This window comes from Bacillus sp. FSL R5-0397, from assembly GCF_038593395.1.
Taxonomy (GTDB): domain Bacteria; phylum Bacillota; class Bacilli; order Bacillales; family Bacillaceae; genus Bacillus; species Bacillus altitudinis.
The window spans coordinates 1774080-1800442 of the sequence record NZ_CP151992.1 but is presented as its reverse complement, the minus strand read 5'-3'; the positions used below and the strand labels follow the sequence as shown (position 1 = coordinate 1800442).

23 protein-coding genes are annotated in these 26363 nt (G+C 41.8%); 22 read left to right on the top strand and 1 reads right to left on the bottom strand.

What is annotated here, in order from left to right:
• Nucleotides 1–46: 46 nt before the first annotated feature.
• Genes pfkB through NSQ70_RS09080 form a run of 4 tightly spaced genes read left to right on the top strand, consistent with a single transcriptional unit; the run spans nucleotide 47 to nucleotide 3735 of the window.
• Nucleotides 47–961, top strand: coding sequence for a 1-phosphofructokinase (gene pfkB / locus NSQ70_RS09095; RefSeq protein WP_342502571.1), 915 nt, complete (start codon nucleotides 47–49; stop codon nucleotides 959–961).
• A 12-nt stretch (nucleotides 962–973) separates the two neighbouring features.
• Nucleotides 974–2389 carry a PTS fructose transporter subunit IIBC gene (locus tag NSQ70_RS09090; protein ID WP_024718281.1) on the top strand — a complete coding sequence of 472 codons (1416 nt, stop codon included), beginning with the start codon at nucleotides 974–976 and terminating at the stop codon, nucleotides 2387–2389.
• A gap of 15 nt (nucleotides 2390–2404) precedes the next feature.
• Nucleotides 2405–2863, top strand: coding sequence for a fructose PTS transporter subunit IIA (locus NSQ70_RS09085; protein ID WP_327862017.1), 459 nt, complete (start codon nucleotides 2405–2407; stop codon nucleotides 2861–2863).
• Between the two features lie 2 nt (nucleotides 2864–2865).
• The gene (locus NSQ70_RS09080; protein ID WP_041092770.1) at nucleotides 2866–3735 is read left to right on the top strand and encodes a class II fructose-bisphosphate aldolase; all 870 of its coding nucleotides are present in this window, start codon (nucleotides 2866–2868) and stop codon (nucleotides 3733–3735) included.
• A gap of 41 nt (nucleotides 3736–3776) precedes the next feature.
• Here NSQ70_RS09080 and NSQ70_RS09075 read toward each other — a convergent pair whose 3' ends face one another.
• Complete coding sequence (locus NSQ70_RS09075) at nucleotides 3777–5300, bottom strand: MDR family MFS transporter (protein ID WP_251210681.1); 1524 nt, start codon at nucleotides 5298–5300, stop codon at nucleotides 3777–3779.
• A gap of 170 nt (nucleotides 5301–5470) precedes the next feature.
• Between NSQ70_RS09075 and NSQ70_RS09070 the strand changes: the two genes are divergently transcribed.
• From NSQ70_RS09070 to NSQ70_RS08985, 18 genes are all read left to right on the top strand, one after another.
• The gene (locus tag NSQ70_RS09070; protein WP_234879716.1) at nucleotides 5471–5890 is read left to right on the top strand and encodes a MarR family transcriptional regulator; all 420 of its coding nucleotides are present in this window, start codon (nucleotides 5471–5473) and stop codon (nucleotides 5888–5890) included.
• 168 nt (nucleotides 5891–6058) lie between these two features.
• The gene (locus NSQ70_RS09065; protein ID WP_342502588.1) at nucleotides 6059–7654 is read left to right on the top strand and encodes a T7SS effector LXG polymorphic toxin; all 1596 of its coding nucleotides are present in this window, start codon (nucleotides 6059–6061) and stop codon (nucleotides 7652–7654) included.
• A gap of 14 nt (nucleotides 7655–7668) precedes the next feature.
• Nucleotides 7669–8124, top strand: coding sequence for a hypothetical protein (locus tag NSQ70_RS09060; protein WP_024719050.1), 456 nt, complete (start codon nucleotides 7669–7671; stop codon nucleotides 8122–8124).
• A gap of 160 nt (nucleotides 8125–8284) precedes the next feature.
• A complete protein-coding gene (locus tag NSQ70_RS09055; RefSeq protein WP_160757623.1) occupies nucleotides 8285–8584 on the top strand; it encodes a contact-dependent growth inhibition system immunity protein in 300 nt (99 codons plus the stop codon).
• A 400-nt stretch (nucleotides 8585–8984) separates the two neighbouring features.
• Nucleotides 8985–11057, top strand: a complete 2073-nt coding sequence (locus NSQ70_RS09050; protein ID WP_338705093.1) for a BglG family transcription antiterminator — start codon at nucleotides 8985–8987, stop codon at nucleotides 11055–11057.
• 15 nt (nucleotides 11058–11072) lie between these two features.
• A complete protein-coding gene (locus NSQ70_RS09045) occupies nucleotides 11073–11339 on the top strand; it encodes a PTS sugar transporter subunit IIB (protein WP_017359544.1) in 267 nt (88 codons plus the stop codon).
• Between the two features lie 26 nt (nucleotides 11340–11365).
• Nucleotides 11366–12628, top strand: coding sequence for a PTS ascorbate transporter subunit IIC (locus NSQ70_RS09040; RefSeq protein ID WP_342502570.1), 1263 nt, complete (start codon nucleotides 11366–11368; stop codon nucleotides 12626–12628).
• A gap of 17 nt (nucleotides 12629–12645) precedes the next feature.
• A complete protein-coding gene (alsE, locus tag NSQ70_RS09035; protein WP_039167812.1) occupies nucleotides 12646–13338 on the top strand; it encodes a D-allulose 6-phosphate 3-epimerase in 693 nt (230 codons plus the stop codon).
• A gap of 184 nt (nucleotides 13339–13522) precedes the next feature.
• A complete protein-coding gene (locus tag NSQ70_RS09030) occupies nucleotides 13523–14563 on the top strand; it encodes a LacI family DNA-binding transcriptional regulator (RefSeq protein ID WP_041507192.1) in 1041 nt (346 codons plus the stop codon).
• A gap of 217 nt (nucleotides 14564–14780) precedes the next feature.
• Entirely contained in the window at nucleotides 14781–16037 is a 1257-nt protein-coding gene (locus NSQ70_RS09025) for an ABC transporter substrate-binding protein (protein WP_159145718.1), read from the top strand.
• A 30-nt stretch (nucleotides 16038–16067) separates the two neighbouring features.
• On the top strand, nucleotides 16068–17000 hold the full coding sequence (locus tag NSQ70_RS09020) for a sugar ABC transporter permease (protein ID WP_039167807.1): 933 nt from the start codon (nucleotides 16068–16070) through the stop codon (nucleotides 16998–17000).
• Nucleotides 17000–17830 (top strand): carbohydrate ABC transporter permease, encoded by an 831-nt coding sequence (locus tag NSQ70_RS09015; protein ID WP_045034788.1) that lies wholly within the window; start codon nucleotides 17000–17002, stop codon nucleotides 17828–17830. Before NSQ70_RS09020 ends, NSQ70_RS09015 begins: the two co-directional genes overlap by 1 nt.
• Nucleotides 17831–17861: 31 nt before the next feature.
• Nucleotides 17862–19193 (top strand): alpha-glucosidase/alpha-galactosidase, encoded by a 1332-nt coding sequence (locus NSQ70_RS09010; protein WP_007499268.1) that lies wholly within the window; start codon nucleotides 17862–17864, stop codon nucleotides 19191–19193.
• 374 nt (nucleotides 19194–19567) lie between these two features.
• Entirely contained in the window at nucleotides 19568–21028 is a 1461-nt protein-coding gene (locus NSQ70_RS09005; RefSeq protein WP_342502569.1) for a CoA-acylating methylmalonate-semialdehyde dehydrogenase, read from the top strand.
• A 223-nt stretch (nucleotides 21029–21251) separates the two neighbouring features.
• Nucleotides 21252–22796 carry a glycoside hydrolase family 43 protein gene (locus NSQ70_RS09000; protein WP_277518459.1) on the top strand — a complete coding sequence of 515 codons (1545 nt, stop codon included), beginning with the start codon at nucleotides 21252–21254 and terminating at the stop codon, nucleotides 22794–22796.
• Nucleotides 22797–22837: 41 nt separating this feature from the next.
• Complete coding sequence (locus tag NSQ70_RS08995) at nucleotides 22838–24103, top strand: glycoside hydrolase family 30 beta sandwich domain-containing protein (protein WP_024719061.1); 1266 nt, start codon at nucleotides 22838–22840, stop codon at nucleotides 24101–24103.
• A 131-nt stretch (nucleotides 24104–24234) separates the two neighbouring features.
• Nucleotides 24235–24942, top strand: a complete 708-nt coding sequence (locus NSQ70_RS08990; protein WP_008343743.1) for a response regulator transcription factor — start codon at nucleotides 24235–24237, stop codon at nucleotides 24940–24942.
• A gap of 2 nt (nucleotides 24943–24944) precedes the next feature.
• Entirely contained in the window at nucleotides 24945–26348 is a 1404-nt protein-coding gene (locus NSQ70_RS08985) for a HAMP domain-containing sensor histidine kinase (RefSeq protein WP_251210688.1), read from the top strand.
• The last annotated feature ends 15 nt before the right edge of the window (nucleotides 26349–26363 follow it).

Genomic DNA, 26363 nt, shown 5'->3' with positions numbered 1-26363 from the left:
TCGTATGAGATACTTTCTTTAGAGAAAAGAAAGAAGGTGAAACCAATTGATTTATACCTGCACCTTAAATCCTGCTATTGACCTATATATTGCATTAAAAGAAATGCGGGCAGATACAGTCAACCGCACGGAAGATGAGGATTATCAGCCGAATGGAAAAGGTGTTAATGTGTCCATTATGCTAAAGAAATATGGCTTCACCAGCACTGCATTAGGATTTATTGCTGGGTTTTCAGGTTCATATATTGAACAATCGTTAAAAGATCTCTCCATTCAAACTGATTTTATCCCAGTGGATGGGATTACACGCATTAATGTATTTATTAACACAACGGAAGAATACAAGCTTGTGAATCAAGGACCTGCTATTGAGGCAAAAGCGCTTGATGCGTTTCGCGAAAAAATCTCGACCATTCCAAAAGGAAGCATCTTCATTATGTCAGGCAGTCTGCCTAAAGGCGTTCCTGCTAGCATTTTCTCAGAGATAGCCGCTATTTGTCATCAAAACCACGTGAAATTTATTTTAGACACAAGCTCTAAAGCGGTTTTAGAAACACTTCAATACAAACCATATTTACTAAAACCAAATGAAGAAGAGATAGCCGCATTTTTTGGAAAAACCCACCGTTTATCAGAAACAGAACTCGTTGAATCAGGACGAAAGCTGATCGAGATGGGTGCAGAGCAAGTACTCATTTCCCGAGGAGGAGAAGGTGCACTATTCCTTACAAACGAAGCCGTATTAAAAGGAAATGCACCAATAGGAACGGTCGTAAACACGGCTTGTTCTGGTGATGCCATGCTCGCTGCATTCCTAAGTAAACAGCTGGAAGGACAACCTCATGAAGAATGCTTACGCTACGGCATTGCAACAGGGGCATCTACCGCCTTTTCAAAAGGGTTAAGTGATTTACATGACATTGATTCATTAATTGAGCAAATACACATTCAGAGCATATAAGGGGGAGTTCACATGAGCCGCAAGAAAATTGTCGCTGCCACTGGCTGTCCAACAGGCATTGCGCACACATTTATGGCAGCTGAAGCATTAAAAATCGCAGCTGAGCAATTAGGGGTCGACATCAAAGTTGAAACGCATGGTCAAGTAGGAATTGAAAACGCTTTAACGGATCAAGACATTTTGGAGGCCGATGGGGTCATTGTCGCTGCTGACAAAGATGTGAATACAGATCGCTTTCACGGCAAACCACTGATTGAAGTGCCTGTAGCCAAGGGGATTCGCACACCAAACGAACTGATTCAAGGCATTATCAATGGAGAAGCCCCCGTTCATCAAGTGAAAGGAAGAGCTTCTGGAACAGAAACAACATCTGCGCCTTCATCAGCTCAACAAAAGTCAGCGAATAAGTGGATACACACCATCTACAAACATTTAATGAACGGTGTATCACATATGCTTCCATTTGTTGTTGGAGGCGGGGTCTTAATTGCTTTATCTTTTCTATTCGGTATTTACTCAGCTGATCCTCAGCATGAAACGTATCATCCGTTTGCTGCCTACTTGAAAAACATTGGCGGACTCGGTTTTAGCTTAATGGTACCTATTTTAGCAGCATTTATCGCTGATTCAATCGCCAAGCGCCCAGGGATGGTTGTCGGATTTATCGGTGGCTTGCTTGCAAACGATGGAGGTGCTGGATTCTTAGGTGGTATTATCGCAGGTTTTGCAGCAGGGTATATCATCGTACTTCTTCAATTCCTGCTTCAAAAATTACCAGCATCACTTGACGGATTAAAATCAATTTTCATCTATCCTGTCATTGGTATTTTCTTAATTGGGGCTGTCATGACCCCGCTATTAGTTCCAATCACAGGGCTAAATAATTCATTAATGGATTTTCTCTCATCAGTTCAATCCACAAATCCATTGCTTTTAGGTTTAATTGTTGGAGCCATGTGTGGATTTGATATGGGAGGACCTTTTAACAAAGCAGCCTATGTCACAGGAACGGCTTTACTCGCAGAAGGTAACCTTTACTTCATGGCAGGGGTGTCAGCAGCATGTATCACACCGCCGCTTATCATTGCGATTGCCACAACGATTTTCCGAAAACATTTTACACCACAAGAACGAAATGCTGGGATGATCAACTATATTCTCGGAGCGACTCATATTACCGAAGGAGCCATTCCATTTGCAGCAAAAAACCCAGTCGTTGTCCTGCCAATTATCATGTTTGGTTCCGCCATCTCTGCTATATTGACGTATCTGTTTGGCGTACAGGTTCCAGCTCCGCATGGCGGATTCCTTGTCCTTCCAGTCGTCACAGGCGCATTCCAGTGGGTACTATCCATACTCATCGGATCACTTGTAGGTGCGATTCTATACGGACTTTACCGCAAGAAAATAGACAAACCCGCAGTTTAATAGGGAGGAAGAGAAATGATGGAACATATTTATATGAATCTACATGAAACAGCTTCTTCACAGGCTGGCGTTTTCGCAGCCATAGCTGACATTGCCTCTAAAGCAGGGATTTGTACATCTCCTGAGGCTGTCAAAAAAGGACTAGCTGAAAGAGAAGCTCTTAGTACAACCGGCTTTCAAGATGGATTTGCCATTCCGCATACACAGTCAGACACCATCACAAAACCGGCACTCGTCATCGTTCGTACAGAAACCGGAATCGAATGGGACGCTTTTGATGGGAAGCCTTGCTTTTTCTTCTTATCCTTACTCATTCCAAACAGTGAAGCAGGAACCACTCACTTACAAGCACTTTCTGCTCTTTCACGCGGATTAATGGATGAAACGAAACGGCAAAAACTGCTCGAAACAAGAACAAATGAAGAAATGCTCGCTGTATTAAAAACAGATATTTTGACGAGAGAGGATGTTTGACCATGCCTTTACTTTCCACAACACCTATGCTTGAAGCAGCAAAAAAAGAAAAATACGGAATTGTCGCATTCAATGTACATTCCTTTGATAGTATTTACTGGGTACTCGAAACGGCAGCTGAATTAAAATCACCTGTCATTTTGCAAACAACGGTTGGCACGGTCCAATCGCTTGGCGCAAAAGCCATTGCAGATACAGTAAAGGCGGCAGCTGATCAATACCAAATACCAATCGGCCTTCATCTCGATCATTGCACTGATTTTGATGTGATTCTTACTTGTATACGAGCGGGATATACATCCGTGATGATCGATGCTTCCATGCATTCATATGAAGAAAATGTACGCCGCACAAAAGAAGTGGTGGACCTTGCCTTAAAAGTAGGTGTGAATGTAGAAGCCGAGTTAGGCAAGGTAGGCGGGGTAGAAGATGATATTGTCGTGGATGAAAAAGATGCTCAAAAAGCCATTCCATCAGAATGCCGTCAATTTGTAGAAGAAACTGGTGTACCTACTTTAGCACCTGCGATCGGCACGGCCCACGGCATCTATAAAGGGGTGCCGGATATCGACTTTGACCGCATTGAACAAATTGCAGCGCTTGTCGATGTGCCGCTTGTCCTTCATGGTGGTTCAGCTGTACCAGATGAGGATGTCAAAAGATGTGTCGCACTCGGTATGGCAAAGGTCAATGTGTCCACTGAACTGAAAAATGCATACTCTGAAGCGATTCGTGATCATTTCTCAAACGAACCTGAAAGCTTAGATCCGCGTATGTATTTACAAAAAGCAAAACAAGCAGCCAAAGACATGGTCACATCTAAAATAAAGATCGTTGGCAGTGAAGGAAAAGCCCAACTTTTATATCAATAAGATGAAAAAAAGCAGAGCCGCATCGCTCTGCTTTTTTCACATTATTCGCTTTCTTTCATTTCATTTGATGTACGTACTCGTGCATTTCCCATAAATACGACCGTAATCGCCGCAAGTGCAATCGGGAATAAAGCAATCATAAATACATACGTAATACTTTGTGACATCGCATCAATCACTTTATTTAAAATATCAGGCGGAATTTGTGAGCGTGCCCCCTCTTGGAAAATGGCTTGTGGATCACCAACTTGAGAAGAAGATCCTTTCATTCCGCTAAAAGCATCTGCTAAACGATTTGTCAGGACATTGGTTTGAATCGTTCCAAAAATCGTCACGCCTAAAGTCATCCCAAGTGATCTCATGAACGAATTGGTAGAATTAGCACTGCCGCGGTAGCGCGGAGAGAGATCATTCATTGAAGCAGATGGCAGAAGGGAGAAGCTAAATCCAACGCCAAAACCTGAAATCATCATAAAGAGCGTAAGCCACAATCTTGCTGTATCAGGCGACATATTGGCAAGCAGCAGCATCCCAGCAAAAAATGAAATCACAGAGATGGTCATTAATCGTCTAAAAGGTACTTTCGTCTGCATCGTTCCGCCAATCATACTGCCAATCACGGAACCAATCATCATCGGTGTTAAAATGAACCCGGCACTTGTTGCAGATTCACCGTACACTGCCTGGACGAAGATAGGAATAAAGACAGCTAGAATAATAAACGTCCCGCCATATAAAAACGCCAAAATTTGAGATGTCGCAAACAAACGATTTTTAAACATCCAAAATGAAATAATCGGTTCTTCTGCCTTCCGTTCAACAATGAAGAAGATGGTGCCAAAGACAACAAACACAGCAAATAGTGTCAAGATTTGAACAGAATCCCACGCATACGATTTACCGCCAAGCTCAAGGGCGAACATTAAACTGACAACCGCAACGATAAGTGTAATGGCACCTGACCAGTCAATTTTCTGCTTGCGATGCTCGAGCGATTCTTGATAAAATTTGGCGATCAAGAACACACTGACAATACCGATTGGTACGTTAATATAAAACACCCAATGCCAGCCGATCGAATCCGTAATAATTGCTCCTAACAGCGGTCCTAATACACTGGATAGACCAAAAACTGCACCAAACATACCGGACATTTTCCCGCGCTTTTCTGGCGGGAAGATATCAAAGATAATCGTGAAAGCGATCGGAAGAAGAGCACCGCCTCCAAGTCCTTGAATCGCACGGTAAATAATAAGCTGATCCATCGTTTGTGCGATGCCGCACAGCGCAGATCCAATTAAAAAGAAAATAAGTCCAAACAGAAAAAAACGCTTTCGACCATACATATCTGAAAGCTTTCCATAAATCGGCATACCGGCCATCACTGCCACCATATAAGAAGCAGTCACCCAAGCAAATTTATCAAAACTGCCCAAATCGGCGACGATGCTTCCCATTGCTGTTGCGACAATGGTGTTGTCCATCGCTGCCATAAAAATCCCTAACAGCAAACCGATGACAACAAAGCGAGTGGATGCCTTGCCTTTATGATCCACGTTATTCATTTCATTTACCTCCTGCTTACGTTCTCTTCACTTTTTTGCTATGATCAAGTTAATTATAAAGTAAGAGAACATTTATCTTGATGATCAAGATAAATTGATTTTAAAGGGAGGAGAACAAGTTGTCAACAAAGAACGAGGCAGAAGATCGAGCGGACCAGATCATTCATACGATGAGACGCCTTGCTACACGAACAGTCCTATTTCACCAAGCAGCCGCTCAATCGCTCGGCCTTTTCCCAACAGATCTCAAATCAGCAGATTTGTTAAACGAACTTGGACCACTCACAGCAGGTGAATTAAGTGAAAAAACCGGTCTTAGCTCAGGTGCGGTAACCGCTCTCATTGACCGGTTAGAAAAAGCAGGCTACGTCAAAAGGGAGAAGGACCCAAAAGACAAGCGAAGGGTCATCATTGTTCCATTAACGGCTGGGAAATCACAGGTGAAGGAACTCTTTCTATCTTTATCGGTATCAACTAAACAGCTCACAAACGAATACAAACGAGAAGATTTAGACTTGATCATTCAATTTATTAACGAAGCAGCAGATATTATGGACCAAGAGCTACAATTGCTTAAGTCTAAGTCTTAAGAGAGCACAATGTTAAGGGGGTGCTTTTCTTTGAAAAATAAAATAGCGAGGATATGCTTCTGATCATTTACATATTAAGTACTGTTTTTGTATCTTTATTCCTATTTAATGACAAACTTCGTGTTGGTAAAATTGACCTTGTCAATGAATAGGAGGGAGTGACTTCTTCTGGGCAAGATACTTGATGCAAAAGCACTAACCAGTGCCATAGATACAAGGGCAAAACACTATCAGGAACTCCGCGAACAAATGATAGATTTAAAAAAGGCATTACAAGGTGTTGCCAACCTCGGTGACGACTTCACTGGAAAAGGTGCCGATAACATTAAAAGCTTCTACAAAGAACTCGCCGGAAATGTGGACATGTTTATTAGCTTCATTGATAAACAAAAAGCCTTTCATGAAGGTGTTTCTGGGACACTTGATGATACAAATTTTGGCGGCGACACCTTTGTAGAAGAACACTTTTTAGACAACGCTGTACATATGGGAATCAAGAATGCCAAAAGCATCGTGAAGGATCAAAAAAAGGCACTCAAAACGATTTTTCAAGATATTGATGACCTCATTTCTCTGGAGGTATTTGATAGTAAAACCTTTGACGAAAAGATTGCAGATGCGGAAGATGAACGGAAGAAAACGGTTAAAGATTTAATAGAACTTGATCAAAATCTAAAAGATGAATATGCTTTGTCAGAGACTGAGGAGAAGGCTACAATGGCATTGTACGCAGAAATGATGAATGCCACAAATGACGGAAAATCCATTTCGCCTATGAATTTTGACAAGAAAGCGTATCAAAATAGCGAAATCTACAAGGCAAAAAGCGATATTGAGAAGCAAACTTCTGAATATCTAAAAATCAAAAAAGATCAAGAAGAAGCCCGCAAGATCGCAAAGGAACAAGAAGCGCTAGCCAACCGTCCTTGGTATGAAAAAGCCCTTGATTACGGTGGGAATATCGTTAATGAGCTGACAGGCGTGAACGATGCAAAACGTGCCGCAACAGGTGTCGATCCGATCACAGGTGAAGAACTCACCGCAGGCCAGCGAGTCGCCGCAGGCGGCATGGCAGCAGCAGGCTACATCCCGATTGTCGGCTGGGCAGGCCGGATTTTCAAAGGCGGAAAAGCCGTCTATAAAACAACTCAAGCCACGTCAGCCGCAGTCAGGGCAGTGGACATTTACAAGACGTCACAAAAATCCTTTGACGCCCTGAAAACATCTCAAAAAGGTTTATATGGCCTCACCGCCACAAACGGCTTCAGCGAAGCAATTACAGGTCGAGACATGTTTGGAAACAAAGTCTCGAAAGAACAGCAGGAAGCGAGTATGAATGCGGCTCTGGGGATGCTTTTACCGTTTGGGGCAAAAGGGTTTCATGGGAAGATAGGGTTAAGTTCTCAAAGTCCAGAAGGATTTAATCGAAAAAGGGCTTTGCGACACGCTAAGGATTTAGGGGGGATACCTAGATCTCAACAACCTACTCGTCAATGGCAAGTAGGAGATAATGTTTTTAAGAAAGGGCAAGAACATCGTAATTATGAGTACAGTTCTAACCATACTCACCATGGTCGGTACTATGAATTTGATACCCCAAAAGGAAAAAGAGTTATAGTACAACATACTAATGATGGAAAATTACACACTCATGCAGGGAAACCAAAAGAGGGTGCCGATCCATTTAATTATGATTTTAAAAAAGAAAGATATTCAAATATATATGGACCAAATGGTGATCACCATATCTATTATAATGAATAACGAGGAATGAAAAAATGGTATATAAAAATGAAAAAATACAGAAAAAAATTGCTTTGATGAATGCTAAAAAGAAAATACAACAATTAGCATATATTGAGGTAATTGATTTTGAAGATGATGCTTCTCAATGGCTAAAATTATGTGAAACAGTATTAAAACAATTTCGTCAAATAGATTCAACACCTTCCGAAATATTAACAAATACAGACAAAGACTCGATTATGACTTGGTTAAAAAATTCATTAGATTTTCTCAAAGAGAAAAAAGAATGGTTTATTTTAATTGAAAATGACCCTTTTCCTGTTTGGGCAAATGTAAAAGCTTTAGATTTCGATAAGGCAATTGAAGAAATTTGGCTATTTTCAGAGAATCATAGCATCATTGTAGCAGATAAAATAACAGGTAAAATTGCTCAAATATTTTCAGAAGAAAAACACTTTGAACTTCATATTGGAAACTGCGCAATTTAATTGTAAGCAAGATTAATTAATCAAAGAGCAGAGCCACAACCTGAAATCTCTAGTTTGACATTAATTAGGTTAGCAAACACCACTACATTGTTTTCTATGAGATGAAGGTTTTTAAATTCGACTATTTAAACTGATAATTTTAATTATGACAGGTGATTCAATGAATAAGAGTTACAGTTATTTAGATAAGTTAGAAGATTTTTTAGGTGGTTCATTTCATCAGGATATCGTGTCACCAGAAGAAGCGTTAGATGAGTTTATTCATGAAGCTAGCAAAGAATGTCTGCTGTCCACTATAAAGGATTGTCAGGATTTTTCGAATAGTCCTTTAACAATACAGGAAAAAGAAAGCTTTATCGAAAATAATGCAGAAATCTACTTTCCGGCGATCTCATTAAATCCTCTACAGTGGTTTGATAAAGTAATAGAGGAAATGAAAGAAGCAGTGAAAATGAAGTAACAAAATGAATCTTGATTGTCTTTATGCCTTTTAAGGTTTTTGTGTTTGTTGCGCATCAAACCGAATAAAACCGAAACAAAGGATATTGGCCCTGTGATGAATGTCCGTTTTATGCAGTATATATATGGGTGAATCAAGAACGCGAAAGGCATTGAGAAATATTAAAATATAGGCATTCAAAAAGATTTACCAGGACATTCATGACCTCATTCCTTTCATAATAAAAGAAGACTAAGAAATCTTTGTCTATAAGGTTGAAAGCACACTCATACGGGTGTGCTTTTTTGACGAAAAAACAGCACCCAAAAGCTGCACAGCATTTACTGAAGACATTTGGACTTCTTTGACGCATGTGAGTTGATTAGACTTATAACCAAAGGGAAGAAGGGAGGAATTCCAACTGCACTTAACCAAGAGGGGCACGACTTTATTATCGATGCTGCTTCACACGACCACTTATCTATCAATTGAAGATTTACAGAATCGACTGAATGTCTCTACTCGAACGGTCTACGCTGAAATCAAGCGAATGAATAGCTGGCTGGAAACCCATCAGCTTAGTGGCGTCCAGCGAAAAGATCAACGAGGCTACTATTTAAATCAACACGAGAAAGAAGTCATTATCGAAAAAGCTGACACAGTTCTAGTCGGTCATGACTATGAACCATGTGTAAAAGAAAGACGTGCCATCTTGCTCCTATCCATTGCATGCAGTGAGAAGCATCTAAAAATTGATGATTTTATAGAGATGACGAAGGTAAGCCGCAATACACTGCTTGAAGATATGAAACAACTAAAAGAAGCACTTTCAAAACAGCAGCTTACACTTCATTATCAGGCGGCCAGTGGCTATTTAATTTCAGGAGAAGAAAGAACAATTCGGTTGGCGCTGAAACCTTATATTCATTTCATTCGCAACATGATAAAAAATGAAAAAACATTTCCATCGGTTTGGTTAAAGGGTCCTATCTCATATAAGAGAATACATGCTCTCCTTCAACAGTCCGAACAAGATCTGAAGCTTGAGTTTGCAGATGACATGCTGGATCAGCTGTCTATGGATCTCTTTTTCTACTTTAAACGGATGAAGCTAGGACGTGCTGTACACATTTCAACAGAAGAAAAACGGACACTGCAGGAAACAGATGAATGCTTGGCTGCTATTCGTTTCATGGCGCAAATTCAAAAAGAAACCAGTCTTTTGGTTCATGATGATGAAATCTATTTTCTTAGTACGCTATGGCTCAGTGCCAAAAAACAAAAACTTCCATCAAGTCAAAAACCAGAAGAACATCTCATTCGAACCATTGCGAGACAAATGATCATTGACTTTCAGCGTTATGCGTGTATTTCCTTCCAGGAAGTAGAAGTCTTGGAACAAAACTTAACCATGCATTTAATTCCGGCCTATTATAGGCTCATCTATCACATTGATATCATCAATGAATTAACAGATTCCATGAAACATGCACAGCCAGAGGTGTTTGACATCACGCAAAAGGTTGCTTGCCATTTAGAGAAGGCGACCTGTTCAAAGATGAGCGATCATGAAATTGCCTATGTGGCGATGCATTTTGGCGGCTGGATGAGAAGAGAAGGGATTTCGTCGATTGCGAAACGTTCTGTTTACATTGTTTGTGGAGAAGGAATTGGCACAAGTCACATGCTGAAAACGCAGCTTCTTGAATTAATCGGCTACATCGACATACGCGGACTGTTATCAAAACGTTCATATGAAGAATTAACATCCATTGATGTCGACTTTGTTGTATCAACGACACCTATTTCGTTTAAAGGAAAACCTGTTCATCTCGTTCACCCTATTCTCACTGCTTATGAGAAAAAAACATTGCTTCAATATGGAGAAGGCTCAGAACCTAAGCTTGATGAGCAACATGTGAATGCTTTATTCAATATCATTCAGCAGCATACCATCGTTCAAAATGAAAAAGCATTGCTTCATGACTTGAAGGAGCTGCTTCATTCCACATATGTATCACACCAGAAAGGGTGGAAACCAGTGTTAAACGATTTATTAACAGAAGAAACCATTCAGCTCCAGCAAACAGCAGACACATGGCAGGAGGCCATTACAAAAGCAGCGCAGCCTTTGCTTGATCAACAAGCGATTCAGGAAAGTTATGTGAAAGCGATGATCCAGTCTGTTCATCAAAATGGCCCTTATATTGTGATTGCGCCACAAGTGGCGATTCCGCATGCCAGGCCAGAGGATGGCGTGAACAAATTAAGCATGTCACTTATGTCATGTCATCAGCCCGTTTTATTTTCAAAGGATGGAAAAAAGCAAGTTCGGCTCATCATTGTATTAGCTGCCATTGACAGTATGACCCACCTGAAAGCACTCAAACAGCTGACGATGCTGTTAAGTGAAGAAAAACGGGTGAGACAATTGATTGAAGCAGAGGAATTAGCAACCATCCAACAACTAATCAATCAATTTTCACAAGTATAAAGGAGGAAAAAGAGAATGAAAAAAATTCTAGTTGTATGCGGAAACGGTTTAGGAAGCAGCTTTATTGTTGAAATGAATGTCAAAAAGGCTTTAGAAGAATTAGGACTTTTAGCGGAAGTGGACCACACCGATCTCAGTACAAGCAAAAATGAACAAGCAGACCTCTATATCGGCGCAACAGACATTATCGATCAGCTGGATGACGGCACAAGAAAGGTCGCTGGATTAAATAACTTGTTAGACCAGGAAGCCATTAAAGACGTCCTTCGCAAACACATATAATCGACGAAAAAAGGGGGATTCACATCATGATAGAACTGATCATGAACGATATATTGGGCACACCCGCAATTCTCATCGGTTTGTTTGCCCTGTCTGGTTTACTTTTGCAGAAAAAGTCAGCTGCCGATACTGTATCAGGCACCTTAAAGACAACAATGGGTTTTTTAATATTAGGAGCGGGCGCCACAGTCGTATCTGATTCACTTGGGGTTTTCAGGAAGATGTTTGAAGCAGCCTTTCACATTCAAGGGGTTGTCCCAAATACAGATGCCATGGCGGCCATTGCCCAAAAGGAATTCGGTACACAGACAGCGCTCATTATGATTTTTGGCATGTTGGTCAATTTGCTTTTGGCAAAATTCACACCCTTTAAATACGTCTTTTTAACTGGGCATCATACGCTATATATGGCGGCTATGCTTGCAGTCGTTCTGTCAACAGCTGGCATGCAAGGAACGCTGCTGATCACCACTGGTTCAATCGTATTAGGTGCAGCGATGGTCATTGCTCCCGCAATCCTTCAGCCGTTTACAAGGAAAGTCACTGGAAGTGATGATCTGGCGCTCGGTCATTTCAGTACGTTCGGCTATTTTACAGCGGGAATGATCGGCAAATGGGTCGGGCGCCCAGAGAAATCAACGGAAACCATTCAAGTGCCTAAATCACTCGGTTTTCTAAGAGATACATCGGTGGCCATCTCCATTACGATGGCTTTGCTTTTCTTTGCGATTGCACCGTTTGCGGGAATTTCATTCATAGAAAACATTAGTGGTGGTACGAACTTTGCTGTCTTCATTCTCATTCAGGCCATTACCTTTGCTGCTGGGGTGTACATTATTTTAGCAGGTGTACGGATGGCAATCGGGGAAATTGTGCCTGCTTTTAAAGGCATTGCCGATCGTTTCGTCAAAGGGGCAAAGCCGGCACTTGATGCGCCAACTGTTTTCCCATTTGCTCCAAATGCGGTGATCATCGGTTTTTTATGCAGTTTTGCTGGAGGCATCGTGTCTATTTTCCTTCTTCCTTTGTTTGGTTTAACTGTCATTGTTCCTGGACTTGTGCCGCACTTTTTCTGCGGTGCGACAGCGGGCGTATATGGCAATGCAACAGGGGGAGTGAGAGGTGCAGTCGCCGGTTCCTTTGTGAATGGAATACTCCTTTCATTTTTACCAGCTTGTTTACTTCCTGTGTTAGGCACTCTTGGCTTTGAAGGGACAACATTTGGCGATACAGACTTCGGTATCATCGGAATCTTGATTGGATTGATCAAATTTATATTTCATCTTTAAAAAGGAGGCATTTCAGGATGACAGCTATTTTCTCACCTTCATTGATGTGCATGGATTTAACGCACTTCCGTGAACAAATTCAGCTGCTGAACACAAGGGCAGACCGTTATCATGTCGACGTCATGGATGGTCATTATGTAAAAAATATGACCTTATCACCCTTTTTCATTGAACAACTTCGGAAACTGACAGACGTTCCGATTGATGTTCATCTAATGGCCGAACAGCCTCAGGAATTTTTAATTGATGCATGTATTGATGCAGGCGCAACGATGATTTGTTTACATCCAGAAGTGGTGCAAAGAGACGTTTTTCGAATCATTCGGCATATCCACGAAAGAAAGTGTGAGGTCGGCTTTGTTCTCAATCCCGCCACACCAGTTGCAGCATTAGATGCTTTTATTCATTTAATAGACCGGGTGACGATCATGACAATTGATCCAGGGTTTGCGGGTCAGCCTTTTATCAAAGAAATGCTTCCGAAAATGAAAGAGGTGAAAGAAATCAAAGAGAAGGGGGGATACTCATTTTCAATTGAGGTAGACGGCTCTTGTAATGAAAGCACGTTCCGGTTGCTTGCTGAGGCAGGAAATGAAATTTACATCATCGGCACCTCAGGTTTATTTGGACTTCACGAAGAATTAGATAAAGCATGGGAAATAATGAAGCAATTGTTCGCAAAAGAAACAGCCACAATGAAATCACCTTAGTAAAAAAGAGGATGAAGCCCATCCTCTTTTTTACGCAAATTTTACTAAATAAACTATCTCCTTATCAAAACATACTCAAAAACTTCATAAAAGCACAAATTTATAATTGAAAGCGCTTTATTTATGTGTTATTCTTCAAATATCTTTAGTAAACATTTAGTCAAAAATGATGAGGAGTTTGCCTATGACTACACTCAAAGATATTGCTCATGATGCAAAAGTATCCGTCTCTACTGTATCCCGTGTGTTAAATGGCGACCAAACGCTTGCCGTTTCACACGCAACAAGACAAAACATCCTCGACATAGCCAAGAAATTAAACTATACCCCAGTCAGAGCAAGAAAAGCCGATCAAGCAGAAGTAAAAAGCCCACCCGCCTCCCCAGTCATCGGTGTCGTTGTCGCCCAATCCATTGACGAAGAATTAAATGATCCCTTTTTTTCATCGATTCGAAAAGGAATTGAAAAAGAATATGCCAAACAAGGTCTGTCTACTCTCCACACCTTTCGCCTAAGAAACATGGATAAAGGGGCGATACTAAAGGATATTGACGGTTTGATTGTCATTGGACGAATCAGCCCTGATACGGTTGAAAAGATGACAAACCGAATGGAACATATCGTTTTTATCAATCATTATGCGGATGAAGATTTGTATGATTGTGTACATGTGGATTTTGTCAGAGCGGCAGATCGTGCCATTCGTCATCTGCAATCTCTCGGCTACACACATCTAGGCTATATTGGAGGGAAAGAGAGGGAGCATTATTTCGAAGGAAATGCTGTGATTGAGGACGAAAGACAAACAACTTTTATCAAAAGAATGCAAGAAGCGGGAACTCTTCATATGAATGACATCCACATAGGCGAATATTCCATGCAAGAAGGCTACTCGCTTATGCAAAAAGCCATTCAGAAAGGAAATCTTCCAGAAGCCTTTTTTATCGGAAGTGACTCTATGGCAATAGGCGCTATGCGTGCGCTACATGAAGCCGGTCTTCGTGTACCTCAAGATGTCTCAATCGTGGGGTTTAATGATATCGAAGCCGCTTCCTTTTCAAGCCCGCCGCTCACAACGGTTAAAGTATATACAGAACAAATGGGGGAAGTAGGTCTAAAGCTTTTGCTTGAGCGGATAGAAGGAAGAAAGCTTCCTCTAAAAGTCGTCGTGCCAACAAAGCTCATGCAAAGAGGCAGCACATGCCCAATCCATGAAAGGGGGTGAATATGCATTTCAGTAAACAAAAAAGAGACAAAAAAGCAGGAAGGGAGCTGCTGAGCATGATGGCCAGATCATGCTGAAAACAATGCAGTTTACCCAATTGCTCTCTTATCTCTTTGAAAAGAATAGAATTCCAGTATAATGGACTTCTTTTGTTTCCGCAACTGCATGAATTCTACCTATAATCGTCTGAATTTTCAGTGATCAAAAGGAGGAAACGATGAATAAAAAAAATTTGATGCTGTGTGCAGCTCTAGTTTTGTCGATAATCTTGTCTGCTTGTGGAAATAACGGTGCGTCTGAAGCAAACGGAAAAGTGACCTTGACTCTATTCTCTACAATGAGCAACAGCGGGGAGAGAAAGGCATTTGAAGAAGTGATCCGTGACTTTGAAAAAGAACATCAAAACATCCGAATTGATGCCAACTTCCCTGGCAACAGCTATGAAGATATGATACGCGTCAAAATGGGCGCAAACGACATGCCAGACCTATTTGATACACACGGCTGGGCCAAGCTGCGATATAGCGAATACGTGGCTGATCTAAAGGAGATGGACTGGGTAAAACAACTTGATCCTTCACTCGATCAAATTTTAAAAGACAAAGATGGCAAAGTCTATGCCTATCCGCTGAATCAAGCAAAAGACGGACTTAGTTTTAATGCCAATCTATTAAAAGAATATGGCATAAAAGTTCCTAAAACACTGGATGAACTGAGAAGTGCTTTACAGACTGTCAAAGAAAAAAGTAAAGGAGACGTTGTGCCGCTCTGGATACCAGGAGGCGATAATTCTAATATTGCCCAAGTCTTTGATGAGCTGGCAACGCCTTTACTCATTACCGATCAAAAACATCAATACGGAAAAGACCTTGAAAATGGATCGTTTGATTGGTCTCACTATACACCGCTTGCACAGTTTATGAAGGAGCTGAAAGATCAAGACCTTTTAAACAAAGATGTACTCACTGCGAAACTATCCCAAGCACCTGAGCTGATGGCACAAAACAAAATCGCTTTCACCTTTGTGGGAGGATCTTTAGGACCTGAGGCGACTGAACTCAATCAATCGATCAAAGTAGGCACCATGCCCGTACCAGCGATTCATGAAGGAGATGAGCAAAGCTGGATTGGCGGGGAACGCTTTACTGTTGCGGCATGGAAAGACTCAAAGCATCTAAAAGAAGCAAAACAATTCATTGACTTTTTAGCAAAGCCTGAAAACGCAAAGAAAATCGCAGAGGGCACTTCCTCTGAAACGGCTTTAAAAGAAGTCAAAGCCAAAAACTATTACTCTACATTTTACGAGCAATATGAAGATATTAAAATTGAACCATATTTTGATCGGAAATACTTACCGAGCGGCATGTGGGCTGTCATGGCAACGACCGGTCAAGAATTATTAGCAGGCTCCATCACACCGGAACAACTATCGAAGAAAATGGAAGAGGAATATAAGCGTCTGAAAAAACAATAGCAGGCTCATGCTGAAACAGGAGTGAAGCCAATGAGTGACATCACAAAAGAAAAACAGGCGGCGACATTTACCTCTTTTCCAAAACAGAAGATGAAAAATAGCCAAAATTCTTCACTTTGGTGGATGTATCTGCCTGCTGTTCTCGTTGTCAGTACCTTTATCATTTATCCCTTTTTTAACGGGATTCAGCTCTCTTTTACAAATTGGAACGGTTTCTCACAACAGTATAAGTGGATCGGACTGGATCAATACAAACGGCTACTACAAGATCCAACCACATGGCTTGTTGTGAAAAATACCCTTCTTTACGGCATCGGGAGCACCATCTTACAAAATATGATTGGTCTTGGATATGCACTCTTATTAAATCAAAGTTTAAAAATGAGAGCCATCACAAGAACGGTGATCTATTTACCCGTCATGATCAGCCCGATTGCTATGGGCTATATTTGGTATTTTGTCTTTGCGTACCAAGGTGGTGCTTTAAACGACGTTGTTACCTTTTTTGGATTTGATCCAATGAATGCACTTGGTAATCCGCAGCTAAACACTTGGATCATTGTGTTTGTGAATACGTATCAATTCGTCGGGATTGCCATGATCATTTATTTAGCAGGACTCCAAAGCATTCCTAAAGATTATTATGAAGCAGCACAACTCGACGGAGCTTCAGGTCTTCAGCAATTTTGGCGCATCACATTACCACTTTTAATGCCATCTATCACCATCAATGTTGTGCTCAATGTCATCGGTGGACTTAAATTATTTGATGTCATTGTCGCGCTCACTGGCGGAGGACCCGGAGATTCCTCGCAATCGATGTCGACCTTTATGTATGATCTTTATTTCAAACGGCAGGATGCAGGCTATGCAGCGACGCAAGGTGTCTTTATGGCTGTCATCATCCTTGTCGTTAGTGTCGCAGCGCTCATTTATTTCAAACGAAAGGAGACCGAGGTGTGATGGATAACGCCTATAAACGAAAGAAAAGATGGTACTCCTTACTCGCCCTTTTGATAACATTGCTGCACCTGATTCCATTTTATATTTTAGTCACGACCTCTCTAAAGGGGATAGGAGATTTTAGCTCAAAATGGCTGTTCCCATCAACGCTTCATTTTGAAAACTTTCTGATAGCATGGACAGATGCTCAGCTTGGCCAGTCCTTTTTGAATACAGTGATCATTACGTTCAGCTCGGCTGCCCTACTCATCATCTTTGGATCACTTGCCGCCTATCCACTCGCAAGAAGAGGAACAAAGCTGAATCAAGCGGTGTATCTCTTATTCATTGCCATTATGGTCATACCGCCGCTCACCGCCCTTGTCCCGCTATACAAAATGGTTGTACAAATTGGCATGATGAATACTTATCAAATCGCTATTTTAAACAATGTTGCTGCTTTTTTGCCACTGACGATTTTTCTATATGCCGGTTTTATCCGGTCGACGATTCCCAAGGAGCTTGAAGAAGCCGCTCGTATTGATGGCGCGGGAACACTTAGAGTCTTTTTCACCGTCGTTTTTCCGCTGCTGAAGCCGATTACCGCTTCTGTTTTAATCATTGCCTGTGTGTATATTTGGAACGACTATCAATTTGCCATCTTCTTCTTGCAAGATAAAGAGATGCATACACTGACAGTCGCCTTATCCAATTTCTTTGGTCAAAATCAACACCAGCTCCAGCTAGTTGGCGCCGCTGCTCTTATTGCGATGCTGCCAATGGTCACGATGTTTTTACTGTTGCAAAAATACTTTATCGCAGGGCTGTCTCAAGGCTCTGTTAAAGGGTAATCCAACCTTGATGTAAAAAGGAGTGTCGTCTATGTCTAAAATTACATTTATCGGTGCAGGAAGTACCGTTTTTGCTAAAAATATATTAGGAGATTGTCTGTTCGTTCCCGCACTTGCCGGCTTTGAATTTGCGTTATATGATATCGACCATAACCGGCTGAAAGAATCAGAAACGATGCTACGTCACTTAAAAGAGAACTACGGTGCACATGTGACCATTCAGTCGTATCACAACCGGAAAGAAGCCTTAAAGAATGCGAAATATGTCATCAATGCCATCCAGGTAGGAGGCTATCAGCCAAGCACTGTTATTGATTTTGAGATTCCAAAAAAATATGGATTAAGACAAACGATTGCGGATACGGTTGGCATCGGCGGTATTTTCCGTTCACTTCGAACCATTCCCGTGATGCTGGACTTCGCAAAGGATATGGAAGAAGTATGTCCACACGCTTTATTATTAAATTACACGAATCCAATGGCCACACTGACTGGCGCTATGCTACGTTATACTCGGGTTCAAACGGTTGGTCTTTGCCATAGCGTACAGGTGTGTACGAAAGATTTATTTCAATCACTTGAAATGGACCATGAAGGCATTGAAGAAAAAATTGCCGGCATTAATCACATGGCATGGTTATTAGAAGTGAAACGGGACGGTCAAGACTTGTATCCAGAAATCAAAGCAAGAGCAAAAGAAAAACAAAAAACGCGGCATCCAGATATGGTTCGTTTTGAACTAATGGATAAATTCGGCTACTATGTCACCGAATCCTCAGAGCACAATGCAGAATATCATCCGTATTTTATCAAATCTCGTTATCCAGAACTGATTGGACAGTTTAACATTCCGCTCGATGAATATCCAAGACGCTGCGAGGAACAAATCAACAATTGGAATACGATGAAACATGACCTTGTGGGAAACACACAAATCACGCATACGCGCTCTAAAGAATATGGTTCACGTATCATTGAAGCGATTGAAACGAACGTTCCCTTTAAATTTGGTGGAAATGTACTGAACACAGGAGGACTCATTCACAACCTTCCTGAAAAAGCCTGTGTGGAAGTGCCATGTGTTGCAGACCGGAGCGGTATCATGCCATGTTATATCGGAGAGATACCTGAACAATTGGCTGGACTCAACCGGACCAATATCAGCTCACAGCTCATGACGATTGAAGCTGCAATCAGCGGCAAAAAAGAACACATTTACCAAGCGGCATTATTAGACCCGCATACAAGTGCTGAATTATCAATTGATGACACCATTAAACTATGTAATGAATTAATTGAAGCACACGGGGAGATGCTCCCGGCTTATACAGAGCCGAGTCAATACGCAATTTCTTCTAAATAACTAACATAAACAGTCTTAGCCTGATGCACTTGGCATCAGGTTTTTTTAGATCAACAAACTGATCATTGACTGAAAGCGTTTTTAATATTATGATTTTTCTAAAGTTAACCAACAGTTAACCAAAAATACATCATCAATTAGTTAACATGATCATGGCACATGACACACAGATAAAACGACCTAAAAGGGGGGACAGATCTGCGGAACCAAAAGAGCTGAAAGCGATAGACTTCACATGTTTTATCAGAACGTAAAGCAAAACTGTGGTTTCATTTGACAAAGAGTGTATACAGATGAAGGCCCCTTAGATGAGACAATGACGATAAATCAACACACGATTGCATCACAATCCAAACAAAGAGGAGAGAGGGAACATGACCAAAACAGATGTACAAACGTTGAAAAATTATATTGGCGGACAATGGGTGGACGCCGAAACGAACCAAACGGAAGCTGTTTATAATCCAGCTACTGGCGAAGTCATCGCAGAAGTACCGCTTTCAACAAAAACGGATGTAGAACATGCAGTCCAAGCAGCACAGGAAGCGTTCACCACTTGGTCTAAAACAGCTGTTCCCCGGCGGGCACGTATTTTATTTAAATACCAACAGTTACTCGTTGAGAAATGGGATGAGTTGGCTGAACTCGTCACGCTGGAAAACGGAAAAAGTGTAACAGAAGCAAAAGGAGAGGTGCAGCGAGGAATTGAATGTGTGGAATTTGCCGCTGGTGCACCAACCTTAATGATGGGGAAACAACTGCCTGATATTGCGACTGGTCTAGAGTCTGGCATGTACCGCTACCCAATTGGCGTCATCGGCGGCATTACCCCGTTTAACTTTCCGATGATGGTCCCATGCTGGATGTTCCCGCTTGCCATCGCTTGCGGAAATACATTTGTTTTAAAGCCTTCAGAACGGACGCCAATCCTTGCTGCACGGTTAGCAGAACTATTTGAAGAAGCGGGACTTCCAAAAGGTGTGCTCAACATTGTCAATGGCGCTCACGATATAGTAAACGGTCTGCTTGAACATGAAAAGGTAAAAGCCATTTCGTTTGTCGGCTCTCAGCCAGTCGCAGAATACGTCTATAAAAAAGGGACATCACATGGTAAACGTGTCCAAGCACTTGCCGGTGCAAAAAATCACTCCATCGTCTTGAAAGATGCTGATTTAGAATCAGCCACAAAACAAATCATTGGAGCTGCTTTTGGATCAGCAGGTGAACGCTGCATGGCAGCAGCCGTTGTCGCAGTGGAAGAAGACGTGGCGGACGACTTGATTCAACAATTGGTCGATGAATCCAACCAGCTTGTCATCGGAAACGGAATAAATGAAGATGTCTTTCTCGGACCAGTCATTCGGAAAGAGCATAAAGAACGAACTCTTCAATATATCCAATCAGGAATTGAAGAAGGCGCAAGCCTGATTCGTGATGGCAGACAAGATAACGAAACAAATGGAGAAGGGTATTTTGTCGGACCAACGATCTTTGATCATGTCACAAATCAAATGAAAATCTGGCAGGACGAGATTTTTGCCCCAGTCTTATCCATTGTCCGTGTCTCATCACTCGCAGAAGCAATCGACCTGTCCAATCAATCAAAATTCGCAAACGGTGCCTGCCTATACACAGACAGCGCTTCAAGCATAAGAGAATTTCGTGAAAACATCGAAGCCGGCATGTTAGGCATTAACATTGGTGTTCCTGCTCCAATGGCTTTCTTCCCATTTTCCGGCTGGAAAGATTCCTTCTACGGAGACTTACACGCCAATGGAACAGACGGAGTAGAGTTTTACACGAGAAAGAAAATGGTGACCGCTCGGTATATGTAGCCTACATTTATTGAACATTGAGGAAGAATGCAGCTCCAAAATGGAGACTGCATTTTTTTGTTGTCTTCTAGTTAAAAAGTAAGGGTTTTCATCGCACTCTTTACAGGGTTTCACAGGGAGAAATCATTCTTTGTATTCATTCTTCATCACGAAACATCAACATAATTTGAAATTGGGCCTAAACCCCAATATCAGGAAGATGAAAACAGGAGGAAATGACACGATGAGGACGAGGATGAAGTGCAGCGTTTGTTCATTGATTTTCACTTTGGTACTGAGTTGTTTGCCGGTATATGAAGCGAATGCGGCAAGCACTCCTATTGCCAAGCAAGTAGGAAATGCAAACCCGCTCATTGACCATCACTTAGGAGCAGATCCGTTTGCGCTTACCTATAACGGAAGAGTGTACCTTTATATGTCGAGTGATGACTATGAATATCAAAGCAACGGAACGATTAAGGACAATTCATTTGCAAATCTGAATAGAGTATTCGTCATCTCTTCGGCGGATATGGTCAACTGGACCGATCACGGAGCGATTCCAGTAGCGGGGGCAAATGGGGCAAACGGCGGCAGAGGCATTGCCAAATGGGCAGGCGCATCATGGGCCCCATCAGCAGCGGTAAAGAAGATCAACGGAAAGGATAAATTTTTCCTTTATTTCGCTAACAGCGGCGGAGGGATAGGTGTCCTTACAGCAGACAGCCCGATCGGCCCATGGACTGATCCGATTGGAAAACCACTCGTTACGCCAAGTACACCTGGCATGTCCGGAGTTGTATGGCTTTTTGATCCGGCCGTATTTGTAGATGATGACGGCACTGGCTATCTATATGCCGGCGGAGGCGTTCCAGGCGGTTCCAATCCAACGCAGGGACAATGGGCAAATCCAAAAACAGCAAGAGTCTTGAAGCTAGGTGCTGATATGACAAGTGTGGCCAGTAGCGCATCCACCATTGATGCTCCTTTTATGTTTGAAGACTCAGGGATGCATAAGTATAACGGAACCTACTACTATTCCTATTGCATCAATTTTGGCGGCTCACATCCTGCTGATAAACCACCTGGTGAAATCGGCTATATGACGAGCTCAAGTCCGATGGGACCCTTCACGTATAAAGGACACTTTCTGAAAAATCCGGGTGCTTTTTTTGGTGGCGGCGGTAACAACCATCATGCGGTGTTCAATTTTAAAAATGAGTGGTATGTGGTGTATCATACGCAAACCGTTAGCTCTGCATTATACGGAAGCGGCAAAGGCTATCGCTCTCCACATATTAACAAGCTGGTTCATAATGCAGATGGCTCCCTTCGAGAAGTAGCAGCCAATTATGAAGGAGTGAAACAGCTATCTAATCTGAATCCATATCAACGTGTTGAAGCTGAAACATTCGCTTGGAATGGACGCATTTTGACAGAAGCCTCGTCAGCACCAGGAGGACCAGTGAATAACCAGCATGTCACCAATATTCAAAATGGCGATTGGGTCGCTTTAGGGAATGTAGACTTTGGTTCAAATGGCGCTAGAACATTTAAAGCCAATGTCGCATCGACAGTAGGCGGGAAAATAGAAGTACGCCTTGGCAGCGCGAACGGCAGACTGGTCGGTACACTGAATGTCCCTTCCACCGGTGGAACACAAAACTGGCGGGAAATAGAAACATCGATTAACGGCGCATCCGGAGTGCACAACGTATTTTTTGTCTTTACCGGAACAGGCGGGGGAAATCTATTCCAATTTGATTCTTGGCAGTTTACTCAAAGGTAGCGAATAAAGGTGCTTAAATGTTTGATAGAGGAGTGGGAAATTTGATGTCATGTATAAAAAAACCAATGCTTGCTTTATTGGTGTGTTTCACCATGCTATCTGTCATGTTCATAGGCCCCGGAGTAGCTGAAGTATCAGCAGCTGACGCAAACATTAACCTCAACGCAGAAAGACAAGTGATTCGTGGTTTTGGCGGAATGAACCATCCAGCTTGGATTGGTGATTTGACAGCACCACAAAGGGAAACCGCCTTTGGCAATGGACAAAATCAGTTAGGGTTTTCCATTCTTAGAATTTATGTAGACGAAAACAGAAACAATTGGAGCAGAGAAGTCGCGACGGCCAAACGAGCGATCGAGCATGGTGCTCTAGTCATTGCTTCCCCTTGGAATCCTCCAAGCAGTATGGTTGAAACATTCAACCGGAATGGATCACCTGCCAAGCGGCTTAAATACAATCAATACGCAGCATATGCTCAGCATCTGAATGATTTTGTCACTTACATGAAAAACAACGGAGTCAATCTTTATGCGATTTCTGTTCAAAACGAGCCCGATTATGCACACGAATGGACATGGTGGACACCTCAGGAAATCCTGCGATTCATGAGAGAAAATGCCGGCTCCATTAATGCACGTGTGATTGCACCAGAATCGTTTCAATACCTTAAGAATATCTCAGATCCTATCTTAAACGATCCACAGGCGCTTAGGAATATGGACATTCTCGGCGCTCATCTATACGGAACCCAAATTAGCCAGCTTCCGTACCCTCTTTTCAAACAAAAAGGGGCAGGGAAAGAGCTATGGATGACAGAGGTCTACTATCCGAATAGTGATAACAATTCAGCGGACCGCTGGCCTGAGGCATTAGGGGTATCAGAGCATATTCACCATTCAATGGTGGAAGGGGACTTTCAGGCGTATGTGTGGTGGTACATCCGGAGATCATACGGTCCTATGAAAGAAGATGGAATGATTAGCAAACGTGGATACAACATGGCGCATTTCTCCAAGTTTGTGCGACCAGGGTACGTCAGGATTGATGCAACGAAAAGCCCTGAACCGAATGTTTTCGTCTCAGCCTACAAAGGAAACAATCAGGTCGTCATTGTCGCGATTAATAAAAACAATGCAGGGGTCAATCAACACTTCGTCGTGCAAAATGGCTCTGTTTCTCAGGCGTCTAGATGGGTGACGAGCGGCAGCAGCAACCTTCAGCCTGGAACTGACTTAAACATATCAGGAAATCAATTTTGGGCTCATCTCCCGGCTCAAAGTGTGACAACATTTGTGGTCAAACGCTAAAGAAACACGAAAAGCCAATTTTCTCATTAAAAAAGAAAATTGGCTTTTTTCTGTGTAAATAGAAAGTTGATTTTTCACGACGTCAACACTTTGGGTATAATAATAACAATGACTTCAGGAGAGTGATCATCATGCCAAAGGTTCAAAGCAAAGTATTGATTATAGATGACGAAAAAGAAATTTTAGAATTAATCCATACCGTATTAACAAGAGAAGGCATTGACCAGGTGTTAACAGCTTCAACTGCCCGTGATGGGCTCACGCAATTTCATCAAGAACAACCAGATCTCGTCATATTGGATATTATGCTGCCAGACGGAGAAGGCTACGATATTTGCAAACAAATCAGAGATGTTTCGCATGTTCCGATTATTTTTTTATCAGCAAAGGGAGAGGAATCAGACAAAATTGTAGGACTTGCCATTGGCGGTGATGATTATATTACAAAGCCGTTCAGTCCAAAAGAAGTCGCCTACCGTGTAAAAGCCCAGCTAAGACGGTCATCCTACTTACAGCCTTCTCAAGCGGAGCCCGTGATCAAAAAAGGCCCATTTGAGTTAAACGAGCAGCAAGCCGAACTGACGAAAAACGGAGCGGCGATTGAGCTCACTCCGAAAGAACTTATGTTGATGACTTATTTCTTGCAGCATCCGAATCGCGTAATCAGTAAAGAAACGCTTTATCAAACGGTTTGGGGAGAGGATTTCTTCGGTTCTGATAATACCGTAATGGTTCATATACGAAGACTGCGGGAAAAAATAGAACATTCCCCATCTACACCAGAATTTCTCGTGACGGTCAAAGGGCTTGGCTATAAATTTGTTGTAAAGGATGCGTAAAGATGAAATGGCGATTAACAGGCAGATACATGGTCTCTGTCATTATCGTGACCATTATCACGGTCTTTATTAACTTATTTGGATTCATGATATGGCTTGTACTACAAGCAAGCAGTCAGCAAAACGAAGAAAATACGCCGGAAACCTTCACAAGAACATTTGAACAATACATCACCTTGTCTGATCAAAATATCACTGTGAGTAAAGAAGGACAGCAAGCCTTAAAACAACAAAATGCGTGGATTCAAATATTAGACGAAAATGGACAAGACGTCTATCATGCACTAGCACCTAAAGGCTTAAAGAGCAAATACACACCTATAGAAATTGTAAACTTACATAAATATAAAGATAAGCAGTTGATGTCGACGATCTATGCTGGCGGGAAAAATGGAAAGGGTAAGGAATACAGCTACTTCATCGGATTTAAGGACCCTTCCATCGGAAAATATTTATTTTCTTTTGATACGAAAGAATTAATATCGCAATTCAATATCGGGACGATGATTTTATTATCGATTGATGCCATCATTGCCTTATTCATTGGATACTTATTCAGCCGGCAACTCATCAAACCGCTCGGCCGTGCCATTTATGGCATCCAGCGGCTCGCAAACGGAGATTATACGACAAATCTGCCAACTAAGGGGATATATAAAGATGTGTTCTATAATGTCAATCACTTATCCGAGCAGCTCGCTTCAAGCCAAAAAGAAAAAGACAAATTAGAGCAAATGCGGGAAGAGTGGATCAGTCATATTTCTCATGATATTAAAACACCATTATCCTCTATTCAAGGCTATGCAGAAATCATGAAAGATCCAAATTATCCTCTTTCAGAACAAGATATCAGACATTACGCTGACATCATTGAGAATAAATCACTGTACATCAAAGATGTGATGGAGGATCTCAATTTAACAACAAGGCTGAAAAATAACGACGTGATGCTGCATAAAGAGCTTGTGAACATTGTGCCATTGCTGCGTGAAACGTTAATTGATATCCTCAACGATTCGAGATATGCAGATCAGACCATTGAGCTACAAACGAATGTAGACAAGCTTATGCTGAATATTGATACGATCCTCATACGAAGAGCGGTCACCAATCTTATTTTAAATGCCCTTGTTCACAATGATGCTGATGTGAAAATCATTGTACAGCTTGAACAAAAAGAACATACCCACATCACCATTCAAGACAACGGCAAAGGAATTGAAGAGGCAGAACTAGAAAAAGTGTTTGACCGCTACTATAGAGGGACGAATACAGGAGGGACACATGCAGGCTCAGGTCTTGGAATGGCGATTGCAAAAGATATCATCCAAAAACACGGGGGAGATATTACAATACAAAGTATGATAGGAGAAGGAACAACGATTGATATCCAATTACCCGCTTAAACGGACATACAAAAA

Excerpts from the sequence above, each read along its gene's own strand:
- NSQ70_RS09055 (WP_160757623.1), top strand. The coding sequence starts at position 8,285 with ATGAATAAGAGTTACAGTTATTTAGATAAGTTAGAAGATTTTTTAGGT.
- NSQ70_RS09080 (WP_041092770.1), top strand. The coding sequence starts at position 2,866 with ATGCCTTTACTTTCCACAACACCTATGCTTGAAGCAGCAAAAAAAGAA.
- alsE (WP_039167812.1), top strand. The coding sequence starts at position 12,646 with ATGACAGCTATTTTCTCACCTTCATTGATGTGCATGGATTTAACGCAC.
- NSQ70_RS09070 (WP_234879716.1), top strand. The coding sequence starts at position 5,471 with ATGAGACGCCTTGCTACACGAACAGTCCTATTTCACCAAGCAGCCGCT.
- NSQ70_RS08985 (WP_251210688.1), top strand. The coding sequence starts at position 24,945 with ATGAAATGGCGATTAACAGGCAGATACATGGTCTCTGTCATTATCGTG.
- NSQ70_RS09040 (WP_342502570.1), top strand. The coding sequence starts at position 11,366 with ATGATAGAACTGATCATGAACGATATATTGGGCACACCCGCAATTCTC.
- NSQ70_RS09025 (WP_159145718.1), top strand. The coding sequence starts at position 14,781 with ATGAATAAAAAAAATTTGATGCTGTGTGCAGCTCTAGTTTTGTCGATA.
- NSQ70_RS09015 (WP_045034788.1), top strand. The coding sequence starts at position 17,000 with ATGGATAACGCCTATAAACGAAAGAAAAGATGGTACTCCTTACTCGCC.
- NSQ70_RS09020 (WP_039167807.1), top strand. The coding sequence starts at position 16,068 with ATGAGTGACATCACAAAAGAAAAACAGGCGGCGACATTTACCTCTTTT.
- NSQ70_RS09045 (WP_017359544.1), top strand. The coding sequence starts at position 11,073 with ATGAAAAAAATTCTAGTTGTATGCGGAAACGGTTTAGGAAGCAGCTTT.
- NSQ70_RS09075 (WP_251210681.1), bottom strand. The coding sequence starts at position 5,300 with ATGAATAACGTGGATCATAAAGGCAAGGCATCCACTCGCTTTGTTGTC.
- NSQ70_RS09005 (WP_342502569.1), top strand. The coding sequence starts at position 19,568 with ATGACCAAAACAGATGTACAAACGTTGAAAAATTATATTGGCGGACAA.
- NSQ70_RS08990 (WP_008343743.1), top strand. The coding sequence starts at position 24,235 with ATGCCAAAGGTTCAAAGCAAAGTATTGATTATAGATGACGAAAAAGAA.
- NSQ70_RS09030 (WP_041507192.1), top strand. The coding sequence starts at position 13,523 with ATGACTACACTCAAAGATATTGCTCATGATGCAAAAGTATCCGTCTCT.
- NSQ70_RS09090 (WP_024718281.1), top strand. The coding sequence starts at position 974 with ATGAGCCGCAAGAAAATTGTCGCTGCCACTGGCTGTCCAACAGGCATT.
- NSQ70_RS09085 (WP_327862017.1), top strand. The coding sequence starts at position 2,405 with ATGATGGAACATATTTATATGAATCTACATGAAACAGCTTCTTCACAG.
- NSQ70_RS09000 (WP_277518459.1), top strand. The coding sequence starts at position 21,252 with ATGAGGACGAGGATGAAGTGCAGCGTTTGTTCATTGATTTTCACTTTG.
- NSQ70_RS09010 (WP_007499268.1), top strand. The coding sequence starts at position 17,862 with ATGTCTAAAATTACATTTATCGGTGCAGGAAGTACCGTTTTTGCTAAA.
- NSQ70_RS09060 (WP_024719050.1), top strand. The coding sequence starts at position 7,669 with ATGGTATATAAAAATGAAAAAATACAGAAAAAAATTGCTTTGATGAAT.